The organism is Paracidovorax avenae ATCC 19860 (genome assembly GCF_000176855.2).
GTDB classification, from domain to species: domain Bacteria; phylum Pseudomonadota; class Gammaproteobacteria; order Burkholderiales; family Burkholderiaceae_C; genus Paracidovorax; species Paracidovorax avenae.
The window spans coordinates 2450594-2472231 of record NC_015138.1; the positions used below are offsets into that span (position 1 = coordinate 2450594).

The 21638-nt window shown below is 71.4% G+C and carries 18 protein-coding genes; 9 read left to right on the top strand and 9 right to left on the bottom strand.

The window, feature by feature from the left end:
- Positions 1–101: 101 nt before the first annotated feature.
- The gene (locus ACAV_RS24905) at positions 102–269 is read right to left on the bottom strand and encodes a hypothetical protein (RefSeq protein ID WP_013594619.1); all 168 of its coding nucleotides are present in this window, start codon (positions 267–269) and stop codon (positions 102–104) included.
- Between the two features lie 155 nt (positions 270–424).
- On the opposite strand from ACAV_RS24905, the gene ACAV_RS24620 reads away from it, so the two are divergent.
- Complete coding sequence (locus ACAV_RS24620) at positions 425–664, top strand: hypothetical protein (protein ID WP_013594620.1); 240 nt, start codon at positions 425–427, stop codon at positions 662–664.
- A 25-nt stretch (positions 665–689) separates the two neighbouring features.
- On the opposite strand, the gene ACAV_RS10845 is transcribed toward ACAV_RS24620, so the two are convergent.
- Complete coding sequence (locus ACAV_RS10845; RefSeq protein ID WP_013594621.1) at positions 690–2699, bottom strand: peptidase U32 family protein; 2010 nt, start codon at positions 2697–2699, stop codon at positions 690–692.
- A gap of 152 nt (positions 2700–2851) precedes the next feature.
- Between ACAV_RS10845 and xopV the strand changes: the two genes are divergently transcribed.
- The 7 genes from xopV to ACAV_RS10880 all read left to right on the top strand — a co-directional run bounded on the left by xopV (position 2852) and on the right by ACAV_RS10880 (position 11767).
- Entirely contained in the window at positions 2852–3865 is a 1014-nt protein-coding gene (gene xopV / locus ACAV_RS10850) for a XopV/AopV family type III secretion system effector (RefSeq protein ID WP_013594622.1), read from the top strand.
- A 142-nt stretch (positions 3866–4007) separates the two neighbouring features.
- Entirely contained in the window at positions 4008–5168 is a 1161-nt protein-coding gene (locus tag ACAV_RS10855; protein WP_013594623.1) for a branched-chain amino acid ABC transporter substrate-binding protein, read from the top strand.
- 154 nt (positions 5169–5322) lie between these two features.
- Positions 5323–5568 carry a hypothetical protein gene (locus ACAV_RS10860; RefSeq protein ID WP_011796157.1) on the top strand — a complete coding sequence of 82 codons (246 nt, stop codon included), beginning with the start codon at positions 5323–5325 and terminating at the stop codon, positions 5566–5568.
- 52 nt (positions 5569–5620) lie between these two features.
- Positions 5621–7075 (top strand): tRNA adenosine(34) deaminase TadA, encoded by a 1455-nt coding sequence (gene tadA, locus ACAV_RS10865; RefSeq protein WP_013594624.1) that lies wholly within the window; start codon positions 5621–5623, stop codon positions 7073–7075.
- A gap of 99 nt (positions 7076–7174) precedes the next feature.
- Positions 7175–8161, top strand: coding sequence for an LD-carboxypeptidase (locus tag ACAV_RS10870; RefSeq protein ID WP_013594625.1), 987 nt, complete (start codon positions 7175–7177; stop codon positions 8159–8161).
- A 9-nt stretch (positions 8162–8170) separates the two neighbouring features.
- Complete coding sequence (locus tag ACAV_RS10875; RefSeq protein WP_013594626.1) at positions 8171–9118, top strand: adenylate/guanylate cyclase domain-containing protein; 948 nt, start codon at positions 8171–8173, stop codon at positions 9116–9118.
- Positions 9119–9229: 111 nt separating this feature from the next.
- Positions 9230–11767 carry a penicillin acylase family protein gene (locus ACAV_RS10880; protein WP_157768760.1) on the top strand — a complete coding sequence of 846 codons (2538 nt, stop codon included), beginning with the start codon at positions 9230–9232 and terminating at the stop codon, positions 11765–11767.
- Between the two features lie 55 nt (positions 11768–11822).
- Here the strand turns inward: ACAV_RS10880 and ACAV_RS10885 are convergent, their stop codons facing one another.
- The 5 genes from ACAV_RS10885 to ACAV_RS10905 form a co-directional block, all read right to left on the bottom strand.
- Positions 11823–13097: an acyl-CoA dehydrogenase family protein gene (locus ACAV_RS10885; protein WP_013594628.1), complete on the bottom strand. Its 1275-nt coding sequence runs from the start codon at positions 13095–13097 to the stop codon at positions 11823–11825.
- Between the two features lie 71 nt (positions 13098–13168).
- On the bottom strand, positions 13169–14254 hold the full coding sequence (locus ACAV_RS10890; protein WP_013594629.1) for a phosphotransferase: 1086 nt from the start codon (positions 14252–14254) through the stop codon (positions 13169–13171).
- 49 nt (positions 14255–14303) lie between these two features.
- On the bottom strand, positions 14304–15023 hold the full coding sequence (locus ACAV_RS10895) for a Crp/Fnr family transcriptional regulator (protein WP_013594630.1): 720 nt from the start codon (positions 15021–15023) through the stop codon (positions 14304–14306).
- Positions 15024–15173: 150 nt separating this feature from the next.
- A complete protein-coding gene (locus ACAV_RS10900; RefSeq protein ID WP_013594631.1) occupies positions 15174–15953 on the bottom strand; it encodes an oxepin-CoA hydrolase, alternative type in 780 nt (259 codons plus the stop codon).
- Between the two features lie 57 nt (positions 15954–16010).
- Positions 16011–17531, bottom strand: coding sequence for a 3-hydroxyacyl-CoA dehydrogenase (locus ACAV_RS10905; RefSeq protein WP_013594632.1), 1521 nt, complete (start codon positions 17529–17531; stop codon positions 16011–16013).
- A 73-nt stretch (positions 17532–17604) separates the two neighbouring features.
- On the opposite strand from ACAV_RS10905, the gene ACAV_RS10910 reads away from it, so the two are divergent.
- A complete protein-coding gene (locus ACAV_RS10910; protein WP_244875535.1) occupies positions 17605–19899 on the top strand; it encodes a hypothetical protein in 2295 nt (764 codons plus the stop codon).
- 21 nt (positions 19900–19920) lie between these two features.
- Here the strand turns inward: ACAV_RS10910 and ACAV_RS10915 are convergent, their stop codons facing one another.
- Together ACAV_RS10915 and ACAV_RS10920 are read right to left on the bottom strand one after the other, a co-directional pair.
- Complete coding sequence (locus ACAV_RS10915) at positions 19921–20829, bottom strand: thiamine phosphate synthase (protein ID WP_013594634.1); 909 nt, start codon at positions 20827–20829, stop codon at positions 19921–19923.
- Entirely contained in the window at positions 20822–21631 is an 810-nt protein-coding gene (locus tag ACAV_RS10920; protein WP_013594635.1) for a thiazole synthase, read from the bottom strand. Before ACAV_RS10920 ends, ACAV_RS10915 begins: the two co-directional genes overlap by 8 nt.
- Positions 21632–21638: the final 7 nt, after the last annotated feature.

The window sequence follows — 21638 nt, forward strand, 5'->3', positions numbered from 1 at the left end:
GTGGGCGCGCCAGCATTGCCCGGCGCGTGCGGGCCATTGTGTCGGGTCGCACCGCCACGCGGAACGAACCGATCGCTATGTGCTTATGCGCGCCGGCAGGCTCAGCGGCGGTGCTGCGGGTTCTCGCGCTGCGGATCGAGGGTGCCGCCGGTGTTCTGCTCGCGCTCCTGTTGCTGCCGGTTGCGCTGCTGCTCGGCCTGGCTTGGCCCGTTCTGCCGCGCAGTGCCGTGTGGGGAGTCGTTCTGCTGTTCAGACTGCTGCTGTGCCATTGGTGGTCTCCTGGAGGTGGCTCGGCAGCGGGATGCCGCCGCCCCGGGGTGTGCGGCAACCCGCGTGCCCCGGCCCGGCCGGAACGGGCATGGCGTTTGCCCCGTGAATGGCAGGGAGGGCGCACTCCGCCCCCCGCTTTCTCAAGGAGCATGACATGGCCATTCTTTTTCCCGAATCCGAGCCGGCCGCCGGCAGTCCCGGCAAGAACGATCTCGCCCGCGCGCCCGCGGCGTTTCCCGATGGTCCGAACGTGGCGCCGGGCGCGCACGAACTCGAGGCGGCCCAGGGGGCGCTGCCCGCAGATGCCGCCCGTGGCACCGCGGCTTCCGCTAGCGGGGAAACGGTGCGAAACCCGGCAAAGAGCACTGCTGCCGGGAACCCGGCAGCGACATGATGCGCGGCGTGGCCCGCGCTTCGCTTCAGTGCGGCGCGCCGGGCACCGGCCGCGTGCGGTAGAACTGCATCGGCACCGCCTGCGCCTCGCGCGCCTGCTGGTTCTGCACCGATTTCTTGATCCGGCCCACCACGTGCATCTCGCAGGGCTTGCAGTCGAAGCGCAGGGTGAGTTTTTCCTTGCCGTTGATCAGGTGCAGGGGCTCGGCCTTGATGGTGCCCTTGACCCCGATCACGCCCTTGGCCTGCTTGGGACACAGGCTCATGGAAAAGCGCACGCAGTGCTTGGTGATCATCAGGCTCACCTCGCCGTCCTCTTCCTGGCTCTCGTAGGCCGCGTCGATCACCTTCACGCCGTGCTTCATGTAGAAGTCGTGCGCCTTCTGGTTGAAAACGTTGGCCAGGTAGGTGAGGGTGTCCTCGGGGAAGGGCGCCGGCGGCTCCACGGGGCGCGCGCGGGGCAGGCGCTGCAGGCCCCCGGAACGCGCCGCCTCCAGGGCGGCCACGGCATCGCGGCGCAGCGGATTCAGCACGGAGGCGGGCACGAACCACGGCTGCCGCATCGCGATGGCGATGTCGTGCGCGTGGAAGATCGTGGCGCCGAAGCGGCCGATCTGCTCGCGCAGGGCGCCCTCCGCGCGCGCCGCGTCGGTGGCCGGCTCGTGCGCATGCGCCACCTCGGCGGTGCCGGTGAAGCCGTCCTCGTCGGTCAGCGTGAGGGCGAAGCCGGAATCGGTATCGGTGAAATGCGCCCACAGGCCGATGCGCCGCTCGCTGGATTTCTTCTCGAGCGTGCGCACCCAGTCCATGTCGCGGTTGCGGTTGATCTCGGTGCCGCGGCGCAGGTCCCTGAAACCCTCCATCGGGTCCTTCGGGAACACGCGCCAGTGGTTGCGTGACTTGCCGGGTGCCGCCTCGGCGCGGTTGATCGCCACGCCCACGAGCTCCTTCTGCAGGTCCCAGTAGCACAGGCCGTCGCCGTTGTGCAGCACCGTGTCGGGCGCGTGGGTTTCCAGTTCGACCCAGTTCGGGCCCACCTGCGTGACCCAGCCGATCGCCTGGCCGGGGTTCTTGGGCGTGTCGAAGGCGCCGATGTCTTCCTTGCGGCCGTTCACGAAATAGTCGGTGAACTCGCGGTTGAAGTTCTGGTTCGGGTCGGGCGTGAAGGTGAAGCGCGTCTGGCCGCTGGAGGAGCGCGCCAGGGGGGCGGCGGAGGTCTCGCGCTCCTCGATGATCTCGTCCAGCAGCCGGCGGTAGTGGGCCGTGACGTTCTTCACGTAGGCCATGTCCTTGTAGCGCCCTTCGATCTTGAAGCTGCGCACCCCTGCGTCGATGAGGGGGCGCAGGTTGGCCGACTGGTTGTTGTCCTTCATCGAGAGAACGTGCTTGTCGTGCGCGATGAAGCGGCCGGCGTCGTCCGTCACCTGGTAGGGCAGGCGGCAGGCCTGGCTGCAGTCGCCGCGGTTGGCGCTGCGGCCGGTGTGCGCGTGGCTGATGTAGCACTGGCCGCTGTAGGCCACGCAGAGCGCGCCGTGGATGAAGAACTCGATCGTGCAGCGCTCCGGGTCGGTCGCCGCGCGGATGGCCGCGATCTCCTGCACCGTGAGCTCCCGCGCCAGCACGATCTGCGACAGCCCGGCGTCCTGCAGGAAGCGCGCCTTCTCGGGCGTGCGGATGTCCGTCTGGGTGCTCGCGTGTAGCTGGATGGGGGGCAGGTCGATTTCCAGCAGGCCCATGTCCTGGATGATGAGCGCATCGGCGCCGGCCTCGTACACCTGCCAGGCCATGCGGCGGGCGCCTTCGAGCTCGTCGTCGCGCAGGATGGTGTTGAGCGTGACGAAGATGCGGCTGTGGAAGCGGTGCGCATGGCGGATGAGCCGCTCCAGGTCGCGCAGTTCGTTGCCCGCGCTGGCCCGCGCGCCGAAGGCCGGTCCGCCGATATAGACGGCATCCGCGCCATGGTTGACCGCCTCGATGCCGATGTCGGCGTCGCGGGCGGGGGAGAGCAGTTCGAGCTGGTGGGGCAGGAGGGACATGGGGCGCGATTATCCCAGGAGGCTGGCGCCCATGGGCTCCGGGCCGTCGCAGCACTTCGGCCGGCGGCAGCCCGGCTTCGCCTGGAGCCTGCCCGGATTTCCCGGCAAGCCATAGCCTCGGTGCGCTCCAGAACCTTTGCACGATCCAGTCCATGCGCCTTTCACCTCTCCGGTCCGGTTCTCTTCCACCCACTGCATCGCTGCACGGCGCCCCTGCGGACGGCGGGCTCGCGGCGCCAGGCTCCGAGCCCGCCGCCACGCCCTTGCGGCGCTCGCTGTCGTCGCCGCACCTGTCTCCGCTGTCGGCGCGTGATCGAGAGGCCGGGATACGCCGCGAGGCCGCTCTGGCGGCCCGGTTCGGCAGCTGCCAGCCCGCGCGGGGGAAGGCAAAAACCGGTGCGGATGGCCAGGTGACCTACCGCAGCCCGATACAGAAGCAGGAACTCGAACCGGCGCAGCACGGCTATCGCCGGGTGCGGATCAATCCGACGCGGGTGCTCATCGCCGAGCACCAGGGCCTTGAAACCAGCACATTCTTCATCCGCCACCAGGCCGACCTGGAGGCGGTGCGGCGCGTCGACAGGCCGGCGGATGCAGCAGGCATGGGCGCGGGCCCCCTGCAGGATCTGCTGCGCCTGGATGACCTGCGTGCCCACCGGGTGCAGTACAAGTGGGACATCTCGGCCAACGGCTCGCTCGTCATCGGCGAGGTGCTGGTCGGCGCCCCCGAGGAGGTGCGCGAGCGTGTCGCAGCCGGTCTCCGCAAGAAGGCCGAGGATGCCTCGCGGGCGCCGGCGGCCATGCAGGAGAAAAAACAGAAGAAGGAAAAGAAGGAGAAGGACGCCGCCGGGAATCCGGAGCCCGATCCGCGCCAGTTCATGCTGGGCCACGTGACGCTGGTGGGAGGCGCGCTCGTCGCGGCGCCATGGCAGGCCACGCGCGGCCTGCCGCAGGCGCATATCAGCGGGATGCTGTATGCCCGCCCGGACGGCACGCTGTGCATCGACAACGATTCCGGCCGCTTCAGCGAATACGAAGACCGCGTGCCCGCGCACCTGCAATCGGTGGCGGACATGTTCGCGCGGCTCGGCCTGCCCGTGGCCGTGGATTGGAAGCCGAAGGCACCCATCCCCCTGGCCCGTCCGGTGCCGCGCGCCCAGGGGTGAACGGCTGGCGGCTGCGTCACCGGTTGCACCGATTTGGCGCCGCTTTGCTCCGAAATGGTGCGACTGCCGGTACGATAGCCCCGGCGCCGCCCCGTGCGGTGCCTTTTTCCGCCATTCCCGAGATTGTCAGGAGACCTCCGAAGTGCCTTCCGTTTTCCGCTTCCTCCCCTCGCTGCCCCGTGCCGCGGCCGCCGCCGCCGTGCTGTCCGCTTTCGCCGCCGCGCCCGCGGGCGCGCAGGACGTGCAGACCGTCAAGATCGGCCATGCCGGCCCCGTCTCCGGCGGCATCGCGCACATCGGCAAGGACACCGAAAACGGCGTGCGCATGGCGGTGGACGACCTCAACGCGCAGAACCTCGTCATCGGCGGCAAGAAGATCCGCTTCGAGATCGCGGCGGAAGACGATGCCGGCGACCCGCGCCAGGCCACGGCCATCGCACAGAAGTTCTGTGACCTGAAGGTGGCGGGCGTGGTCGGCCACCTGCAGTCGGGTACCTCCATCCCGGCGTCCTCGCTCTACGACAAGTGCGGCCTGCCGAACATCACGGCCGCCGCCACCAATCCCGACCTGACCAAGCCGGGCTACAAGACCACGTTCCGCCTGATCGCCAACGACAGCGCCCTGGGCGCCGCCCTGGCCATCTACGCGGCCGACCACCTCAAGCTCAAGACCGTCGCCGTCATCGACGACCGCACGGCCTACGGCCAGGGAGTGGCCCAGGTGTTCAAGGCCACGGCGCTGCAGAAGGGCCTGAAGGTGGTGGCCGAGGAGTTCACCAACGACAAGGCCACCGACTTCATGGCCATCCTGACCTCCATCAAGCCGAAGAAGCCCGATGCGATCTTCTATGGCGGCCTCGACGCCCAGGCCGGCCCGATGCTGCGCCAGATGGAGCAGTTGGGCATGGGCGACGTGAAGTTCTTCGGCGGCGACGCGCTCTGCACCGAGAAGCTGCCCGACCTGTCCGCCAAGTCGGCGGCACTCAAGAACGTGACCTGTGCCACGGGCGGCGCATCCGTCGCGAAGATGCAGGGCGGCGCGGAGTGGAAGAAGCGCTACGACGCCAAGTTCCCCGGCCAGTTCCAGATCTACAGCCCCTACGCCTACGACGCCGCCATGGTGCTGGTGGACGCCATGAAGCGCGCCGACTCGGTGGATCCGAAGGTCTATACCCCCTTCATCGCCAAGACACAGTACAAGGGCGTGACCGCCAACGTGTCCTTCACGCCCAAGGGTGAGCTGACGGCGCCTGCCGTGACGCTCTACCACTATCCGGCCAACGCGCGCGTCGCGCTGAACTGAGGCTGCCTACCTCCGGCACGCCGCGGCATCGCCGCGGGCGGCGCCGGTTCCGATACAGTGGCGTGCCGCGCCCGGGTCTCCGGGCGCGGCACGCCTGTTTCTGGCGAGGGCGGCCATGCCGCCCGTGCAGCGGTGATGAACGAGGAGCGACGGTATGCGCATGGCATTGGGACTGGTGGGCCTGCTGGTGGCCCTGGCCGTGGTGGCCCTGCTGGTGAAGCAGCAGGTGGGCGGCACGCGCGTGGCGGTGCCGGTGGTGCCGGGCGCCCAGGCACCGGCCTCCGGCGCGTCGGTTCCCACCGTGCAGATGCAGGGCCGGCAGGTGCAGGAGCAGGTGCGCCAGCAGGTGGAGTCGCTCATGCAGCAGCCGCGGCCCATGCCGGACGACGAGGCGAAGTGAAGACATTCCCGCGCACCCGGCGCGGTCCATCGCCGGCCTGCGCCGGATTCCCATGGGCCCGTTAGCAGGCCCGGGCCCCGCCCCCGGCGGGGTGGACCGGCACGCCGACGAGGACTGGATGCGGGTCGCGCTGCAGGAAGCGGCAGAGGCCGCCGCGCGCGGCGAGATTCCCGTGGGCGCGGTGGTGGTCCGCGGCGGCGAACTGGTAGCGCGGGGCAGCAATGCGCCCATCGCCGGCCACGATCCCACGGCACATGCGGAGATCGTGGCGCTGCGGGCCGCGGCCGGGCGCCTGGGCAACTACCGGCTCGACGGCTGCACGCTGTACGTGACGCTGGAACCCTGTGCCATGTGCAGCGGCGCCATGCTGCACGCCCGGCTGGACCGGGTGGTGTACGGCGCCCCCGACGCCAAGACCGGCGCGGCGGGTTCGGTGGTGGACCTGTTCGCGCAGCCGGCATTGAACCACCATACGCGCATCGAGGGCGGCGTTCTGGCGCAGGAGTGCGGCGCGCTGCTGAGCGGCTTCTTCCAGTCGCGGCGCGAGGCCCGGCGGGCCCAGGCGCGCGCCGCCCATCCCCTGCGGGACGACGCGCTGCGCACGCCGGACGCGCGCTTTGCCGGCCTGCCGGACTGGCCCTGGACCCCGCGCTACATCAGCGACCTGCCGGCCCTGGCGGGCCTGCGCATGCACTACCTGGACGAGGGGCCGATCGATGCGCCCCGCACCTGGCTGTGCCTGCACGGCGCCGGCAGCTGGAGCTACCTGTTCCGGCACATGCTGCCGGTCTGGCTGGCTGCCGGCGACCGCGTGGTCGTGCCCGACCTGATCGGATTCGGCCGCAGCGACAAGCCCAAGAAGGAAGCCGCGCACACGCTGCCCTGGCACCACCGCACGCTGGCCGAACTGGTGGCGCGGCTCGACCTGCGCCGCACCGTGCTGGTCGCGCACGGGGAGGGCGGCCTGCCCGGCATGGCTTTGCCGGCAGCATCGCCCGACGCGCTCCCGGATGCCGGCGACCGGTTCGCCGGGTTGCTGGCGGTCAATGCCTGGCTTCCCCCTGGCGACGGTGTGCCGCTGCCGCCGGGCCTGGCCGCCTGGCGCAAGGCCCTGGTCGCACGGCAGGCGGCGGTGCTGCGCCCCGGCGCCGCGCCGGGCCTGGATGCCGCGGCCGCAGCGGCCTGCGAGGCGCCTTTTCCCGATGCGGGCTACCGTGCCGCCCTGCGCGCGGGCCTCCACTGGCTGCCCGCCGCGCCGGATGCCGGGGCGGCCGCCATCGTGCGTGTCGGCCGCGCCTTCTGGTCCGGGCCGGGGCGCCGCAGCGCGGTCGCGGTGGGCGCGCGCGATGCGGCCTGGGGCGCCGCGGCCCTGGCGGAAGCGCGCGCGGCCGTGCCCTGGCCAACGGGAGGAGGGGAGCCATGGATCTGGCCCGATGCCGGCCACCTGCTGCCGGAGCGCCACGGCCCGGAACTGGCGCGCCGTGCTGTGGAATACTTCCACACATGAGCGGCGCACCGCAGACGCCGCCGGCACGACCCTTTACGCCCCTTTCCCGCCCCCTTTCTTCCCGCCTTTGCCGGAGCGGGCCCGACGGCCCGACGAGCCTTGCCTGAACACGATCACGACCATTCGCATTGCGGCCACGACCATGGCCCGCGCCACATCTACATCTACTCGCCGGCCGGTGCCGTGCGCGACAAGGCCGCATTCAAGCGCGGCGTCGCCCGCCTGCAGGCCATGGGGCACGAGGTGGAGGTGGATGCGGATGCGCTGGCCGTCCATACCCGGTTCGCGGGTGACGACGCCACCCGCCTCGCTGCCATCCACCGCGCCGCCGCGAGCGGCGCCGACGTGGCGCTCATTTCGCGCGGGGGCTACGGGCTCACCCGCATCCTGGACGGCATCCGCTACAAGGCCGTGGCCAAGGCGGTGGAGCGGGGCACGCAGTTCGTCGGCCTGAGCGACTTCACCGCCTTCCAGGCCGCGCTGCTCGCGAAGACGGGCGCCATGACCTGGGCCGGTCCGGCACTGGTCGGCGACCTGGGCTGCGAAGGCGAGCCCGACGACATCATGCTGGCCTGCCTGGACGACCTGCTCACCGGCCATGGCGAGGGCGCGGGATGGCGCATGCACAACGAGAAACCCGCCGCCGACGGAACGCCCGCGGTGAAGGACTGCTACATCCGCAACGCCACGCTCTGGGGCGGCAACCTCGCCATGCTCTGCTCGCTGGTGGGCACGCCCTACCTGCCCCAGGTCAAGGGCGGGATCCTGTTCGTGGAAGACGTGAGCGAGCATCCGTACCGTGTCGAGCGCATGCTCACGCAACTGCTGCATGCCGGCATCCTCGCGCAGCAGAAGGCCGTCGTGCTCGGCCAGTTCACCGGCTACCAGCTCGCGCCGCACGACAAGGGCTTCAAGCTGCAGACCGTGGTGGACTGGCTGCGCACCCGCATCAAGGCGCCCGTGCTCACCAACCTGCCGTTCGGCCACGTGCCCACCAAGGTGCTGCTGCCGGTGGGCACGCCGGTATCCCTCTCCGTGGAGGGGCGCGACGCCCTGATCTACTGGGGCCACGCGGCCAGCCACTGAGCACCGCCCATGAGAACCGTCCGGCACACCGTCGTGTTTTCCGACATCGTCGGCACCACGGCGCTGTTCGAGGCGCAGGGCAACACCCTGGCCACCACGGCGGTCACGGGGCTCACCGAATGGATGGCGGCCGCGCTCGGCCGCCATGGCGGCCGGGTCGTGAAAACGCTGGGCGACGGCGTGCTGGCCGTTTTCGGTGAACCGGCCTCCGCCGTCACCGCGGTGGCGGACATGGCCCGGCGCCACCACGAGCGGCCCGGCAAGCCGGACGGCGCGATGGACCTGCGCGTCGGCATGGCCTATGGCGAACTGGTGGAAGTGGACGGGGACACCTATGGCGATGCGGTGAACATCGCCTCCCGGCTGTGCGAGCGCGCCGGTGCCCGCGAGATCCTCGCCGATGCCGCCACTGTGGAGCTGGCGGGCAGCGTGGACGGCGCGGGCTATGTGCGCATGGGCGCGCTGGAACTGCGCGGCCGGGCCGAGCCGCTGCTGGTGTACCAGGTGGACTGGCGCGTGGGCGAGGAGCACGGTCCGCTGACCTTGCGCGCCGGCCTGGCGAGCGAACTGGCGCCGATCCAGCAGCCCAACACCTGGATCGAGCTGGCCTGGTCCGGTTCCATCCGCACTTTCGGCGCGGCGGACAGCCCGCTGCACGTGGGCCGGGGCTCGCAGGCGCCGGTCCGGGTCGCCGATCCGCGCGTGTCGCGCGTGCATGCACGCATCGAATGGCGCGGCGGCACCGTGGTGTTCACCGACCTCAGCAGCTACGGCAGCTGGGTGCGGTTCGACGGCAGCGAAACCGTCGTGGCGCTGCGCCGCTCCGCCTGCCTGCTGCATGGCAGCGGGCAGATCGCGCTGGGCGTGCCCTTCGGCCGCACGGACACGCCCACCCTCGGGTTCGGCGTCACCGACACCGAACTGCCGGAAACCTGGGACACGCTTCCTCCGTACTGATCGATTTCCCGTGCACGGGCCGCCCACGGCCGCGTTGCTGCACGACAATCGTGCTCCATCTCGAGAGGGGGCGAAGCCATGCGGTTGCGACAGCGGAAAGCAGGATCCTGGATGCGTTGGGGCGCCGTGGCGGCGGTAGCGCTCACGTTGCTGGGCGGCGCAGTGGTGGCGTGTTATGTGCAGAGCCGCTTCCCGGCGCTCGATGGCCGGCTCTCCGCGCCCGGGCTCGTGGAGCCTGTAGAGGTCCGGCGCGACCCCTCCGACGTCACCCACATCCATGCCGCCTCCGCGCAGGACGCCTGGTTCGCCATGGGCTACGTGCATGCGCAGGAGCGCGCCTGGCAGCTGGAGTTCAACCGCCGCCTCATGCACGGGCAGCTGTCCGAACTGTTCGGCCCCGCCGCGCTGGACACCGACAGGCTGATGCGCGCGCTGGACATCATGGGCACCGCACGCCGCCAGTACGCCGGCCTGCCGGCCCCGGCGAAGGAGGCGCTGCAGGCCTATGCCCGTGGCATCGGCAGCTTCCACCGCAGCGGGCGGGCGCTGCCGCCGGAATTCCTGCTGCTGGGCGTACCGCCCCTGGACGGAAAGGATGGCCGCGACGCCTGGACCCCCGAGGACAGCGTGGGCTGGGCACTGATGATGGCGCTGGACATGGGCGGCAACTGGGGCCAGGAGTTCACGCGCCTCTCGCTCGCCCAGTCGCTGGACACCGACCGCCTGTGGCAGCTGCTGCCCCCGTATCCCGGCGAGCCGCCGGCCACCCGCGTGGACCTGGCGGCGCTCTACCGGGGCATGGGCATCTACCGCGGCGCAGGGCAGGGCGCTGCCGCCGCGGCCACGCCCCCGGGCACATCCGCGGCGGCCTCCACCGCCATGCCCGGCATGGTGGCGGCCCTGGCGGGCGACGGTACGCGGCAATGGCTGGAATGGTCGCGCGCGCTGGTGAGCGATGCGGGCACCAACGAAGGCAAGGGCAGCAACAACTGGGTGGTGGCCGGCTCGCGCACCGCCAGCGGCAAGCCGCTGCTGGCCAACGATCCCCACCTGGGCCTCTCGGCACCCGCCATCTGGTACTACGCTGCCCTGCATGCGCCGGAAGGCCGCGCCGCCGACGGCGCGCGCATCCCTCCCCTGGAAGTGGTGGGCGCAACCCTGCCGGGCCTGCCCTTCGTGGTGCTGGGCCGCACCGCGGGCGTGGCCTGGGGCTTCACCAACACCAGCCCCGACGTGCAGGACCTCTACATCGAACGGATCGATCCGGAAAACCCGCACCGCTACCGCACGCCCGACGGCTGGGCGGCATTCACGGAGCGCCAGGAGACCATCCGCGTCAAGGGCCAGCCCGACGTGGCGGTCACGCTGCGCGCCACCCGGCACGGCCCGGTGCTGAGCGACGTGGTCGAATCCCATGGCCGCGTGCTGGACCTGCATCGCGCCGTGCTCGCACTGCGCTGGAGCGCCCTGGATGCCGACAACCGCACCGTGCTGGCCGGCTTGCGCCTGAACCATGCGCGCAACGTGGAAGAGCTTTTCGATGCCCTGTCGGACTACCACTCGCCCATGCAGAACGTCGTGGCCGCCGACACCGCGGGCCGCATCGCCTTCAAGGCCGTCGGGCGCGTGCCCGTGCGCGCCCCAGGCAACGACCTGAACGGCGTGGCGCCGGCCCCTGGCTGGGACGCGCGCTACGACTGGCAGGGCTGGCTGCCCTATGCCGAGACGCCGCAGGACGACGGCGCGGCCCGGGGCTGGATCGCCACCGCCAATCAGCGCATCACGCCCGAGGGCTATCCGCATTTCCTGACCCAGGACTGGGCGCTGCCCTACCGGCACGACCGCATCGCGCAGCAACTCGAAGCCGCCGGCAAGATCGACATGGCCGGCATGCAGCGCCTGCAGGGCGATGTCGTCTCCCTCGCCACCCGCCGCCTGCTGCCCTACCTGCAGCGCGCGCTGGCGGGGCATCCGCATCCTCTGGCCGGCGCTGCGGCCGCGCAACTGCAGGGATTCGACGGCGCCATGCGCGCCGACCGGGCCGCCCCGCTGGTCTTCGCCGCCTGGGTGGACGAACTGGCCCGCGGCACCATCGGCGCGCGCCTCGGCGCCGAGCGCTTCGCCGCCACCTATGGCAGGCGCGACTACCGAGCGGGCCTGGAAGGCATCCTCGAGCGCAACGACGCGTGGTGGTGCCAGCCTGCCGGCTGCGAAAGGCAGTCCGCCGACGCCCTGGGCCGCGCGCTGGACCGGCTGGCCGCGCTGCAGGGGCCCGACCCCGCCCGCTGGCAGTGGGGCCGCGCCCACCCGGCCCTGAGCGTGCACCGGCCTTTCGGCAGCGTGCCGGCGCTGGCGCGGTTCTTCGACGTGCAGGTGCCGTCACCCGGCGATGCCTATACGGTCAATGTCGGGCAGTACGACCTCGGCAAGAAGGACGGGCCCTTCGTGAACCGGCATGCCGCGTCGCTGCGGGCAGTCTATGACCTGTCGGACCTGGAGGCCTCGCGCTTCATTTACCAGACGGGGCAGAGCGGGCTGGTGTTTTCGCCGCGGTATCGGGATATGCGGTGGGAATGGGTGGAGGGGGGGTATCGGGCGTTGCAGTTGCGGCCGTCCCGCTGGCCGCACATGCTGAAGCTGCTGCCTTGACACTCGGGCGCTCCCCCCTGCAAGGGGGAGCGCTGCCATCCACCGGCGCAGCAACTCAGCAGCCGCGCGTCACCGGCACCTCGGCCCCCCGGCCATAGGCCGAGTACTTGCCCAGCTCCCACTTCGCGATGGCGTTGCGGTGCACTTCGTCCGGGCCATCCGCGAAGCGCAGGGTGCGCGCGCCGGCATAGGCATAGGCCAGCGGGAAGTCGTCGCACATGCCGCCGCCGCCGTGCACCTGCATGGCCCAGTCGATTACCTGGCAGGCCATGCTGGGGGCGACGACCTTGATCATCGCGATCTCGGTCTTGGCGACCTTGTTGCCGGCCACGTCCATCAGCCAGGCGGCCTTGAGCGTGAGCAGGCGGGCCATGTCGATCTTGCAGCGGGCCTCGGCGATGCGCTCCTGCGTCACGGTCTGCTGGGCCACGGTCTTGCCGAAGGCGACGCGCGCGGAGGCGCGGCGGCACATCAGCTCCAGCGCGCGCTCGGCCAGGCCGATCAGGCGCATGCAGTGGTGGATGCGGCCGGGGCCCAGGCGGCCCTGGGCGATCTCGAAGCCGCGGCCTTCGCCCAGCAGGATGTTGCTGGCCGGCACGCGCACGTTCTCGAACACCATCTCGACGTGGCCGTGGGGCGCATCGTCGTAGCCCAGCACGTTGAGCGGGCGCAGGATGCGGATGCCGGGCGTGTCCGCGGGCACCAGGACCATGCTCTGCTGCGAGTGCTTGGGCGCCTCGGGGTCGCTCTTGCCCATGGTGATGAAGACCTTGCAGCGCGGGTCGGCCGCGCCGGAGATCCACCACTTGCGGCCGTTGATGACGTACTCGTCGCCCTGGCGCTCGATGCGGGTCGATATGTTGGTCGCGTCGCTGGAGGCCACGTCGGGCTCGGTCATGGCGAAGGCCGAGCGGATCTCGCCTTCCAGCAGGGGGCGCAGCCAGCGGGCCTTGTTCTCCTCGCTGCCGTAGCGGGCGATCGTCTCCATGTTGCCGGTGTCGGGCGCGGAGCAGTTGAACACCTCGCTGGCCCAGGGCACGCGGCCCATGATCTCGGCAAGCGGCGCGTATTCCTGGTTGGTGAGCCCGGCGCCTTCGTAGCCGGAGGCCGCGGCGGAATCGACCGGCAGGAACAGGTTCCAGAGGCCGGCCGCGCGGGCTTTGGGCTTGAGTTGCTCGATGGTGTCGAGCGCCGTCCAGCGCCGGTCCGCGGCCGTGTTGGCGGCCAGTTCCGCGGTGTAGGCGGCTTCGGACGGGTAGATATGCTCGTCCATGAACTTCAGCAGGCGCGCCTGCAGGTCACGGGTCTTAGGGGAGTAGTCGAAATCCATCGCGGTGTCTCCGGTTGAAATCGGGCCGCGCGGGTGCGCGGAAAGAGGGCAGCGGGCGTGCCTGCCGGCGCCTACATGCGCTGCGCGAATCCCCAGGCCATCTCGGCCAGGGGCCGGGCGCCTTCGCCCGAGGCGCGCGCCTGGGCGCTGGACGCGGTGCCGTCCTCCACGCGCTTGGCGATGCCCTGCAGGATGGAGGCGAGGCGGAACAGGTTGTAGGCGAGGTAGAAGTTCCAGTCCGCGCGCAGCGCTTCGGGCGTGCCGAAGCCGGTGCGCTCGCAGTAGCGGCGGATGTATTCGTCTTCGGTGGGGATGCCCAGCGCGGCGTGGTCCAGGCCGCCGATGCCGCGGAACATGCCGGGCGGGATGTGCCAGGCCATGCAGTGGTAGCTGAAATCCGCGAGCGGGTGCCCGAGGGTGGAGAGCTCCCAGTCGAGCACGGCGATCACGTGCGGCTCGGTGGGGTGGAACATCAGGTTGTCGAGCCGGAAGTCGCCGTGCACGATGGAGACGCGGCTTTCGTCGCGCGCGCTGGCGGGCATGTGGGCCGGCAGCCACTCCATGAGCCGGTCCATGGCCTCGATGGGCTGCGTGATGGAGGCCACGTACTGTTTGCTCCAGCGGCCGATCTGCCGCTCGAAGTAGTTGCCCGGCTTGCCGTAGCCCGCGAGGCCGCGCTCGGCGAAGGGCACGGTGTGCAGGGCCGCGATCACGCGGTTCATCTCGTCGTAGATGGCCCCGCGCCCGGCAGGGTCCATGTCCGGCAGGGCCTGGTCCCACATCACGCGGCCCTGCAGGAACTCCATGATGTAGAAGGCGCGCCCGATCACGGATTCGTCCTCGCACAGCGCGAACATGCGCGGCACCGGCACGCCGGTGCCGGCCAGCCCGCCCATCACCTGGAACTCGCGCTCCACGGCATGGGCCGAGGGCAGCAGTTTCGCCACCGGGCCGGGCTTGGCGCGCATCACGTAGCTGCGCGCGGGCGTGTTCAGCTTGAAGGTGGGGTTGGACTGCCCGCCCTTGAACATCTCCACCGCCAGCGGGCCCTCGAAGCCTTCCACATGCTCCGCCATCCAGGCCGAGAGGGCATCCGTGTCGAATGCATGCTGCTCGGAAACGGGGCGGGTGCCGGTGAAGTGTTCGTAAGAGGGCATGGGCGGTGGTTCCGTGGCAGGTGGTGCGTTGGCGATGGGAAGGTCGGCGTCAGTGGTCGGCTTCGGCGATGCGCATCAGGACGTCACGATCGCGCACGACGAGGCCGCCCGGCTCGATGCGGATGGCGTCCTCGCGCTCCATGGCCTTCAGCTCCTGGTTCACGCGCTGGCGCGATGCGCCCAGCAGCTGCGCCAGTTCTTCCTGCGCCAGTTGCAGGCCGATGCGGATCTCGTCGCCCTGCGACAGGCTGGGGATGCCGTAGCTGCGCACGAGGTGCAGCAGCTGCTTGGCCAGCCGCGCGCGCAGCGGCAGGGTGTTGAGGTCTTCCACCAGGCCGTAGAGCTGGCGGATGCGCCGCGCATGCAGGCGCAGCATCGCTTCGTAGAACTCCACGTGCGTGGCCAGGATCTTGCGGAAATCCGCCTTGGCCACGCAGAGGATGGTGGTGTCCCCGTGCGCGTAGGCATCGTGCGTGCGCCGGTCCCCGTCGAAGATCGACACGTCGCCGAACCAGATGCCCGGCTCGACATACGTCAGCGTGATCTGCTTGCCGGAGATCGACGTGGAGCTCACGCGCACGGCGCCCTTCGCGCAGGCGATCCACTCCTCGGGCGGATCGCCGCGGGCGGCGATCAGGCCGCCATCCTTGAAGCGTTTGACGTAGGCGCATCGGAGTATGTCGTGCCGCAGCGAAGGGGAAAGGGAGGAAAACCAGCGACCGGTATTGATCGCCTCTCGTTCTTCGATGGTAAGAATGGGGTCGTCCATGGTCTGTCTTTTGCGTGACTGGAAGCGGGAGCATTGTCGCCCGCGGGACCGGGCCGCCCGGCGGCCGCGGGCCCGGGGATGTCGCGCGCGTGTCTGTGCGCGCCCGCGCCGTGCGGCGCGGGAGACGGCGAGGACCTGGCCGGGCCGCGCTCAGCGGTAGCGCGGCGCGCGCTTGTCCAGGAAGGCGGCGATGCCTTCGCCGGCGTTCGGGTGCTGCAGGTTGCGCACGAACTGGTCGCGCTCTTTCTCGAGCTGCCGGGCCAGCGTGTGCAGGGGCGCCTCCGAGAGCAACTCTTTGGTGCCGGCGATGGCGTTGGGCGCGCGGGCATTGAGCGTCTCGGCCAGGGCGAGCGCGCAGGCCAGCGCTTCCTGCGGGCGCGCCAGCCGGTTGACCACGCCCAGCGCATGCAGGCGTTCCGCGCCGATGCGCTCGCCGCACAGCAGCAGTTCGGCGGCAAGCTGGCGCGGCAGCGCCTGCGCGAGGCTCCAGCTCGCGCCGCCATCCGGCGACAGGCCGATGCCCGCGTAGGCCATCACGAAGACGGCATCGCGCGCGGCCACCACCATGTCGCAGGCCAGCGCCAGCGAGAATCCGGCGCCCGCGGCGGCGCCCTCCACGGCGGCGATGACCGGCTTGGGGTACGTGCGGATGGCCTCGATCCAGTGGTGCAGCCCTTCCACGGCGCGCCCCTGCGCCTCGGCACCCTGCTGCCGGAGCGCCTGCAGGCCTTTCAGGTCGCCGCCTGCGCAGAAGTGCCCTCCGGCGCCGGTGATGACGACGGAGCGCACTTCGGCCGTGCGCTCGGCGCCGTTGAGCGCTTCCACGCCGGCCGCGTAGATGGCGAAATCGAGCGCGTTGCGCATCTCCGGGTTGTGGATGGTCAGCACGAGGGTCTGGCCGTGGCTGGTGCTCTCGAGTCTTGCGGGCATGGGGGCGGGTTCCGGGCTGCGGGCGGTGGAGGGGAGGGCGGGGCGGCCGGGGGGCGGTCAGGCCTCTTCGTGGAGCAGGCTCAGCCCGATCGCGCCGCGGCGGCGCAACCAGGGGCTGGGGCGGTAGCGCGGGTCGCCATACACCGTCTGCAGGTTGAACAGCACCTCCAGCATGTTCGCCGGCCCCCAGCGGTTGCCCATGGCGAGCGGCCCCAGGGGATAGCCCAGGCCCAGCGTGACGGCCGATTCCAGGTCGGCGGGACTGCAGATGCCCTGCTGGCAGATGTCGCTGGCGATGTTCACGATCGTCGCCACCACGCGCTGCGTCACGAAACCGCCGCTGTCGCGGATCACGCTCACGGCCTTGCCGTCGCGCGCGAAGAGGGCGTGCGCGGCATCGCGGATGTCGACGCGCGTGGCGGGGTTGGTGGCCAGCACGCGTCGGCGGGTGGCGGCGTCCTCCACCAGCATGTCGATGCCGATGGTGCGCGCCGGGTCCAGGCGTTCGACCACGGCCACGGTGGTAATGTCGAAGCCCAGCGGCGCCACGAGGGAGATCGCCTGCGGCGACGGGGACGTGCCGGTCTCGATCCGGGCGCCCAGGTCCTTGAGCAGCTGGAACACCTCGGCCCGCCGCGCGGCGCGCGACGACACCCACACGGGCGGGATCTCCGCGACCGTGGGCACGGGCGGCTCGGCCGGTACCTGCGCCTGGCCGTCCACGTAGCGGTAGAAGCCTTCGCCGGTCTTGCGGCCGAGCAGCCCGGCGGCCAGCCGCTGCGCAGCCAGGGCGCTGGGGCGGTACCGCGGCTCTTCGTAATACTGCCGATAAACGGATTCCATGACCGGCTGCGAGACGTCGAGCGCGGTCAGGTCCATCAACTCGAACGGGCCCAGGCGGAACCCGACCTGGTCGCGCAGGATGCGGTCCACCGTGGCGAAGTCGGCCACGCCCTCGCTGACGATGCGCAGCGCTTCCGTGCCGAAGCCGCGCCCGGCGTGGTTGACGATGAATCCGGGCGTGTCCTGCGCGCGTACCGGGGTGTGGCCCATGGCGCGGGCGAGTCCGGAGAGCCGGTCGCACACCGCCGGGTCGGTCTTCAGGCCGGCGATGACCTCCACCACCTTCATGAGCGGGACGGGGTTGAAGAAATGGAAGCCCGCCAGGCGTTCCGGATGCTTCAGCGCCGCGCCGATGGCCGTCACGGACAGCGAGGAAGTGTTGGTGGCAAGCACCGCCGCCTGCGGGACGATGCGTTCGAGTTCGCTAAAAAGCGCCTGTTTGGCGTCCAGGCGCTCCACGATCGCTTCTATGATGAGGTGGCACCCGGCGAGATCCTGCAGCGCAGCGGCCGGAGCCAGCCGGCCGGCCAGCGCCGCGGCCTCGTCGCCGGAGATGCGGCCCTTGGCGGCGAGGCGTTCCCACTGCTGCTGGATGTTGCGTTGCGCGGTGTCGGCCGCGCCCGGCCGGTTGTCGAGCAGCAGCACCTGGCTGCCGGCCTGCGCCGCCATCTGGGCGATGCCCTGGCCCATGGCGCCCGTGCCTATGATGCCTACGATAGGGAAGGGGTTGGTCATGGAGCGCGATTATGGCGGTGAGGGAGCAGGCGGCTTTATGTGCAAGAATGAACCGAATAAGAATGCAACTATTGTGAAGATAAGTAACGCGATACTCGGAGCAAGTCTTTCCGCCCTGGCCACGGGGGCGTCGGCGTTGTCGCTGGGCGCCAGCCATGGCACGGTGGTGCTGGGTGCGCCGGTGGACCTCGTGTTCGACGTGCAGCCCGATCCGGGCAGCGATGTCGAGTCTTCCTGCGTGCGGGTGCGCCTCCTGTCCGGCGATACGGTCGTGCCGGACTCCAAGGTGCAGGTCACCCCGGTTCCTGCCACCGGCGGCCGGAACCCGGCCGTGCGCGTGCGTGCATTCATCACGGCGGACGAGCCGGTCGTCACCGCCGCGGTTTCCGCCGGCTGCAGCGGCGGCGTGACCCGCCGCTACACCTTCCTCGCGCAGCTGCCCGAAGCGGTGGCTGCGGCGTCACCGTCCGGCCCGGTGGATATCGGCAGGCTGGCCGGAGCGAGGGCTTCCGCCACAGGTTCGGCGGCTGGTGCTGCTACCCAGGGCATGGGCGGGCGGGGCCCTCGGGCCGCCGCCTCCGGTGCCGCGCCTTCCTCCGCGCCGCGCGCCAGCCGCCCGGCTGCTGCGGCGGCGCCTTCCTCTGCACCCCGGCCGCCGAGCCGCGCGCTGAAACCGGCACCCGTGGCCGCCGCATCGCCCGCGGCCGAGCGTGCCCGGCTGGTGATGGAACCCCTGGATGTCTGGCTGGACGGCCCGCTGCCGCTGCGCCAGTCGGCCGAACTGGCCCACGCCGCGGACACCACCTCCCCCGAGCAGCGCGCGCAGGCCGCGGCGCTGTGGAAGGCGCTCAACACCCCCGTGGAAGATGTGCAGCGCGCGGCCGGCCAGGTCGCGCAGCTCGAAGGGAGCGTGGCGACCGAGCGCGCCCGCGCCGCATCCGAGCGCGCCGCGGCGGCCGACCTGCGGCAACGGCTGGACAGCGCCGAGTCCGAGCGCTTCCCGGCCGTCCTGGTCTATGCGCTGGCGGGCCTGCTGGTGCTGCTGGCCTTGCTGGCCGCCTGGCTGTGGGGCCGCGCCCGCAGGGCATCGGCCTCCGCCTGGACCGAGGCCGTCGCGGCCAGCAGCCAGCCCCGGGAGCCCGGCGGCGAGCCGATGGCGCCGGACGGCTCCGCGCTGGCGACCCGGCCGCAGGCGGATGCACCCGCGGTCCGCCCGAAGCGTCAGCCCGTGATGCCCAGCCGGGCGTCGGCCTCCGCGGCCAGGGTGCCTCCGGTGGCGGCCGAGCCGACGGCTCCCGTGGCGGTTGCCGCCCCGGTCGAGCGGCCCGCCTTCCAGCTTCCCGCGTTCGCGGACTCCCTGTCCGGCGCGGTGCTGGTCGAGGGACCGGTGATGACGCGCAATGCGCCGCTGGCTCCCGAGCCCGCGGCCGCACCGGCTGCGCCAGTTCCTGCACCCGTCGTGGCGCCTGCGCCTGCCCCGGTGGCGGCGCCCGTGCCCGCCGCGATGCCCCGCATGGCAGGCCCGCAGCCCGAAGACCTGTTCGACATCCAGCAGCAGGCGGAATTCTTCGTGTCGGTGGGCGAGCACGACCAGGCCATCGCCGTGCTCAGGCAGCACATCGCCGCCCACGGGGATACCTCGGCGTTCGCCTACCTGGAACTGCTGCGGCTCTACCACACGCTCGGCCGCGTGGAGGGCTTCCACCAGCTGCGCGAGCAGTTCTGTGCGCAGTTCAACGTCTCGGTTCCCGAGTTCGGCAACTTCCATCGCAGCGGCAAGACTCTGCAGGGCTACCCCGACGCCCTGGCGGCGATCGAGGCCGAATGGTCCTCGCCGGCCGTGCTCGGGGTGATCGAGGGATTCCTGTTTCGCCAGGCCGACGCGCCCAGGGCCATGCAGTTCGACCTGGCGGCCTTCGACGACCTGCTGCTGCTGCTGGCCATCGCACAGACCACGCCCGCCAGCGCCCGTGGCCCGGCGCCGCCGCGCCTGCGCACCACGCCGAACGAGATCCCCGCCGACGAAGTGCAGGCCGCTGCTGCGCCGGTCCGTGCCGCCAGCGCCGAGCCCGAGGAGGAACTGCGTTCGTTCGACACGCTCTCGGCGGGCCTGACCTGGGAATCACTGCCCGCGCCGCTGCCCCGGGCCCCGTCCACCGCGCCGTCTCCCCTGCACGAAGACCCGGACGCGATGCTCGACATCGACCTGTCCGAGCCGCCCCACCTCACGCTCAGCGACCTGCCTCCGGTGCCGGTGACGCCGCCGCCCGCGCCCGGCCAGTCGGTGGGCTTCGGTATGGACGAGAAGATGGAACTGCGCCTGGAACTGGACGAGTTCGAGCGCAAGAACCGCACGCCCAAGGGCTGACGCGGTGCCTGCGGAGGCGGGCTAGCGCCCCATGCGCCGCATGAGATCGCGCGCCGCGGCTTCCGGATCGGGGGCGTTCACCAGAGCGCGTACCACGGCGATCGACCCGACGCCGGTCGCGAGCACCTCTGCGAACTGCTCCGCGCCGATCCCGCCGATGGCCACCTGCGGATAGCCGCGCATGAGCCGCGCGTAGCCCGCGAGGCGGGCCAGCCCCTGGGGTACGGTCGCCATTTTCTTGAGCGTGGTGGGGAAGACCGCGCCCATGGCCACGTAGCTGGGGGCGGCCGCGTCGGCGCGCACCATCTCGGCATACCCGTGCGTGCTCACCCCGAGCCGCAATCCGGAGGTGCGCAGCGTCTCCAGCGAGCCGGGGGCCAGGGCATCGAGGTCTTCCTGCCCCAGGTGGACGCCATAGGCGCCGGCCTCGATGGCGGCCTGCCAGTGGTCGTTGATGAAGAGCAGGGCAGGGGTGCCCCGCACCGCCTCCACCGCGGCCCGCACTTCGCGTTCGACGGCCGCGCCGTCTTCCGACTTGAAGCGCAACTGCACCGTCGGCACGCCGGCCCGCGCCATGCGGCCGACCCAGTGGGCGTCGGGCAGCACGGCGTACAGGCCGAGCCTGTCCGGGCAGTGGGCGAAGGGGCGGGCATGGGGCCGGGGCTGCAGGCCGAAGTCCACGGGCTCGCCGGGCCATTGCGCTGCGTCGAAGTGGCCCGTGCGGTCCGTCCGGGCCTGCCAGGCGCGAGCGAGGCAGTCGGCGTCCACGGCGATGAAGCCGAGCTGGCTGCAGGCGCGCAGGGCGGCGGCATAGGCCGCTCCGCCGTGCGCGGGGGCCGGCATGGGCTGGGCGGGAAAGCCGGCGAAGGCCGCCGCATGGGCCTGCACGATGGCATCGGCCATCGCCTGGAGGGTGGAATCTTCAGCCATGGTCGTGGTGCCAGAAAGGGGTGCCGAGCACGGGCGTGCTCGGCTGGGCCGCGTCCTGCGCGGACATGGCGCCGGCCTGCCGGGCAGTGCGTCCGGCCTGCACCGCGTCGGCGAAGGCGCCGGCCATGGCCACCGGGTCCTGCGCCAGGGCCACGGCCGTGTTGAGCAGCACGCCGTCGTAGCCCCACTCCATCACCTGGCAGGCATGGGAAGGCAGGCCCAGGCCCGCATCCACGAGCAGGGGCACGTCCAGCCGCTCGCGCAGCGTGCGCAGCGCATAGGGGTTGACGGGGCCGCGGCCGGTGCCGATGGGCGCGGCCCAGGGCATGACGGCCTGGCAGCCCACGTCCACCAGGCGCTGGCAAAGCACGAGGTCTTCGGTGCAGTAGGGCAGCACGTGGAAGCCGTCGCGCACCAGCTGGGAGGCGGCCTCCACGAGGTTCAGCGTGTCTGGCTGCAGCGTGTAGTCGTCGCCGATCAGCTCCAGCTTGATCCAGGGCGTGCCGAAGACTTCGCGGGCCATCTGGGCGGTGGTGACGGCCTCCTGGATGCTGTGGCAGCCGGCGGTGTTCGGCAGCACCGGCACGTCCAGCCGGCGCAGCAGTTCCCAGAAGCCTCTGCCGGCTTCCGCGGGATTGCTGCCCTGGCGCCGCAGCGAGGCGGTCACCATGGCCGGGCGGGCACGCCGCACGGCGGCCTCCAGCACGCTGGGCGAGGGATAGCGGGCGGTTCCCAGCAGGAGCCGGCTGGCGAAGCGCTGGCCGTAGAGGACCAGGGCGTCATCGGATGCGGTGTCGGGCATGGCGGAT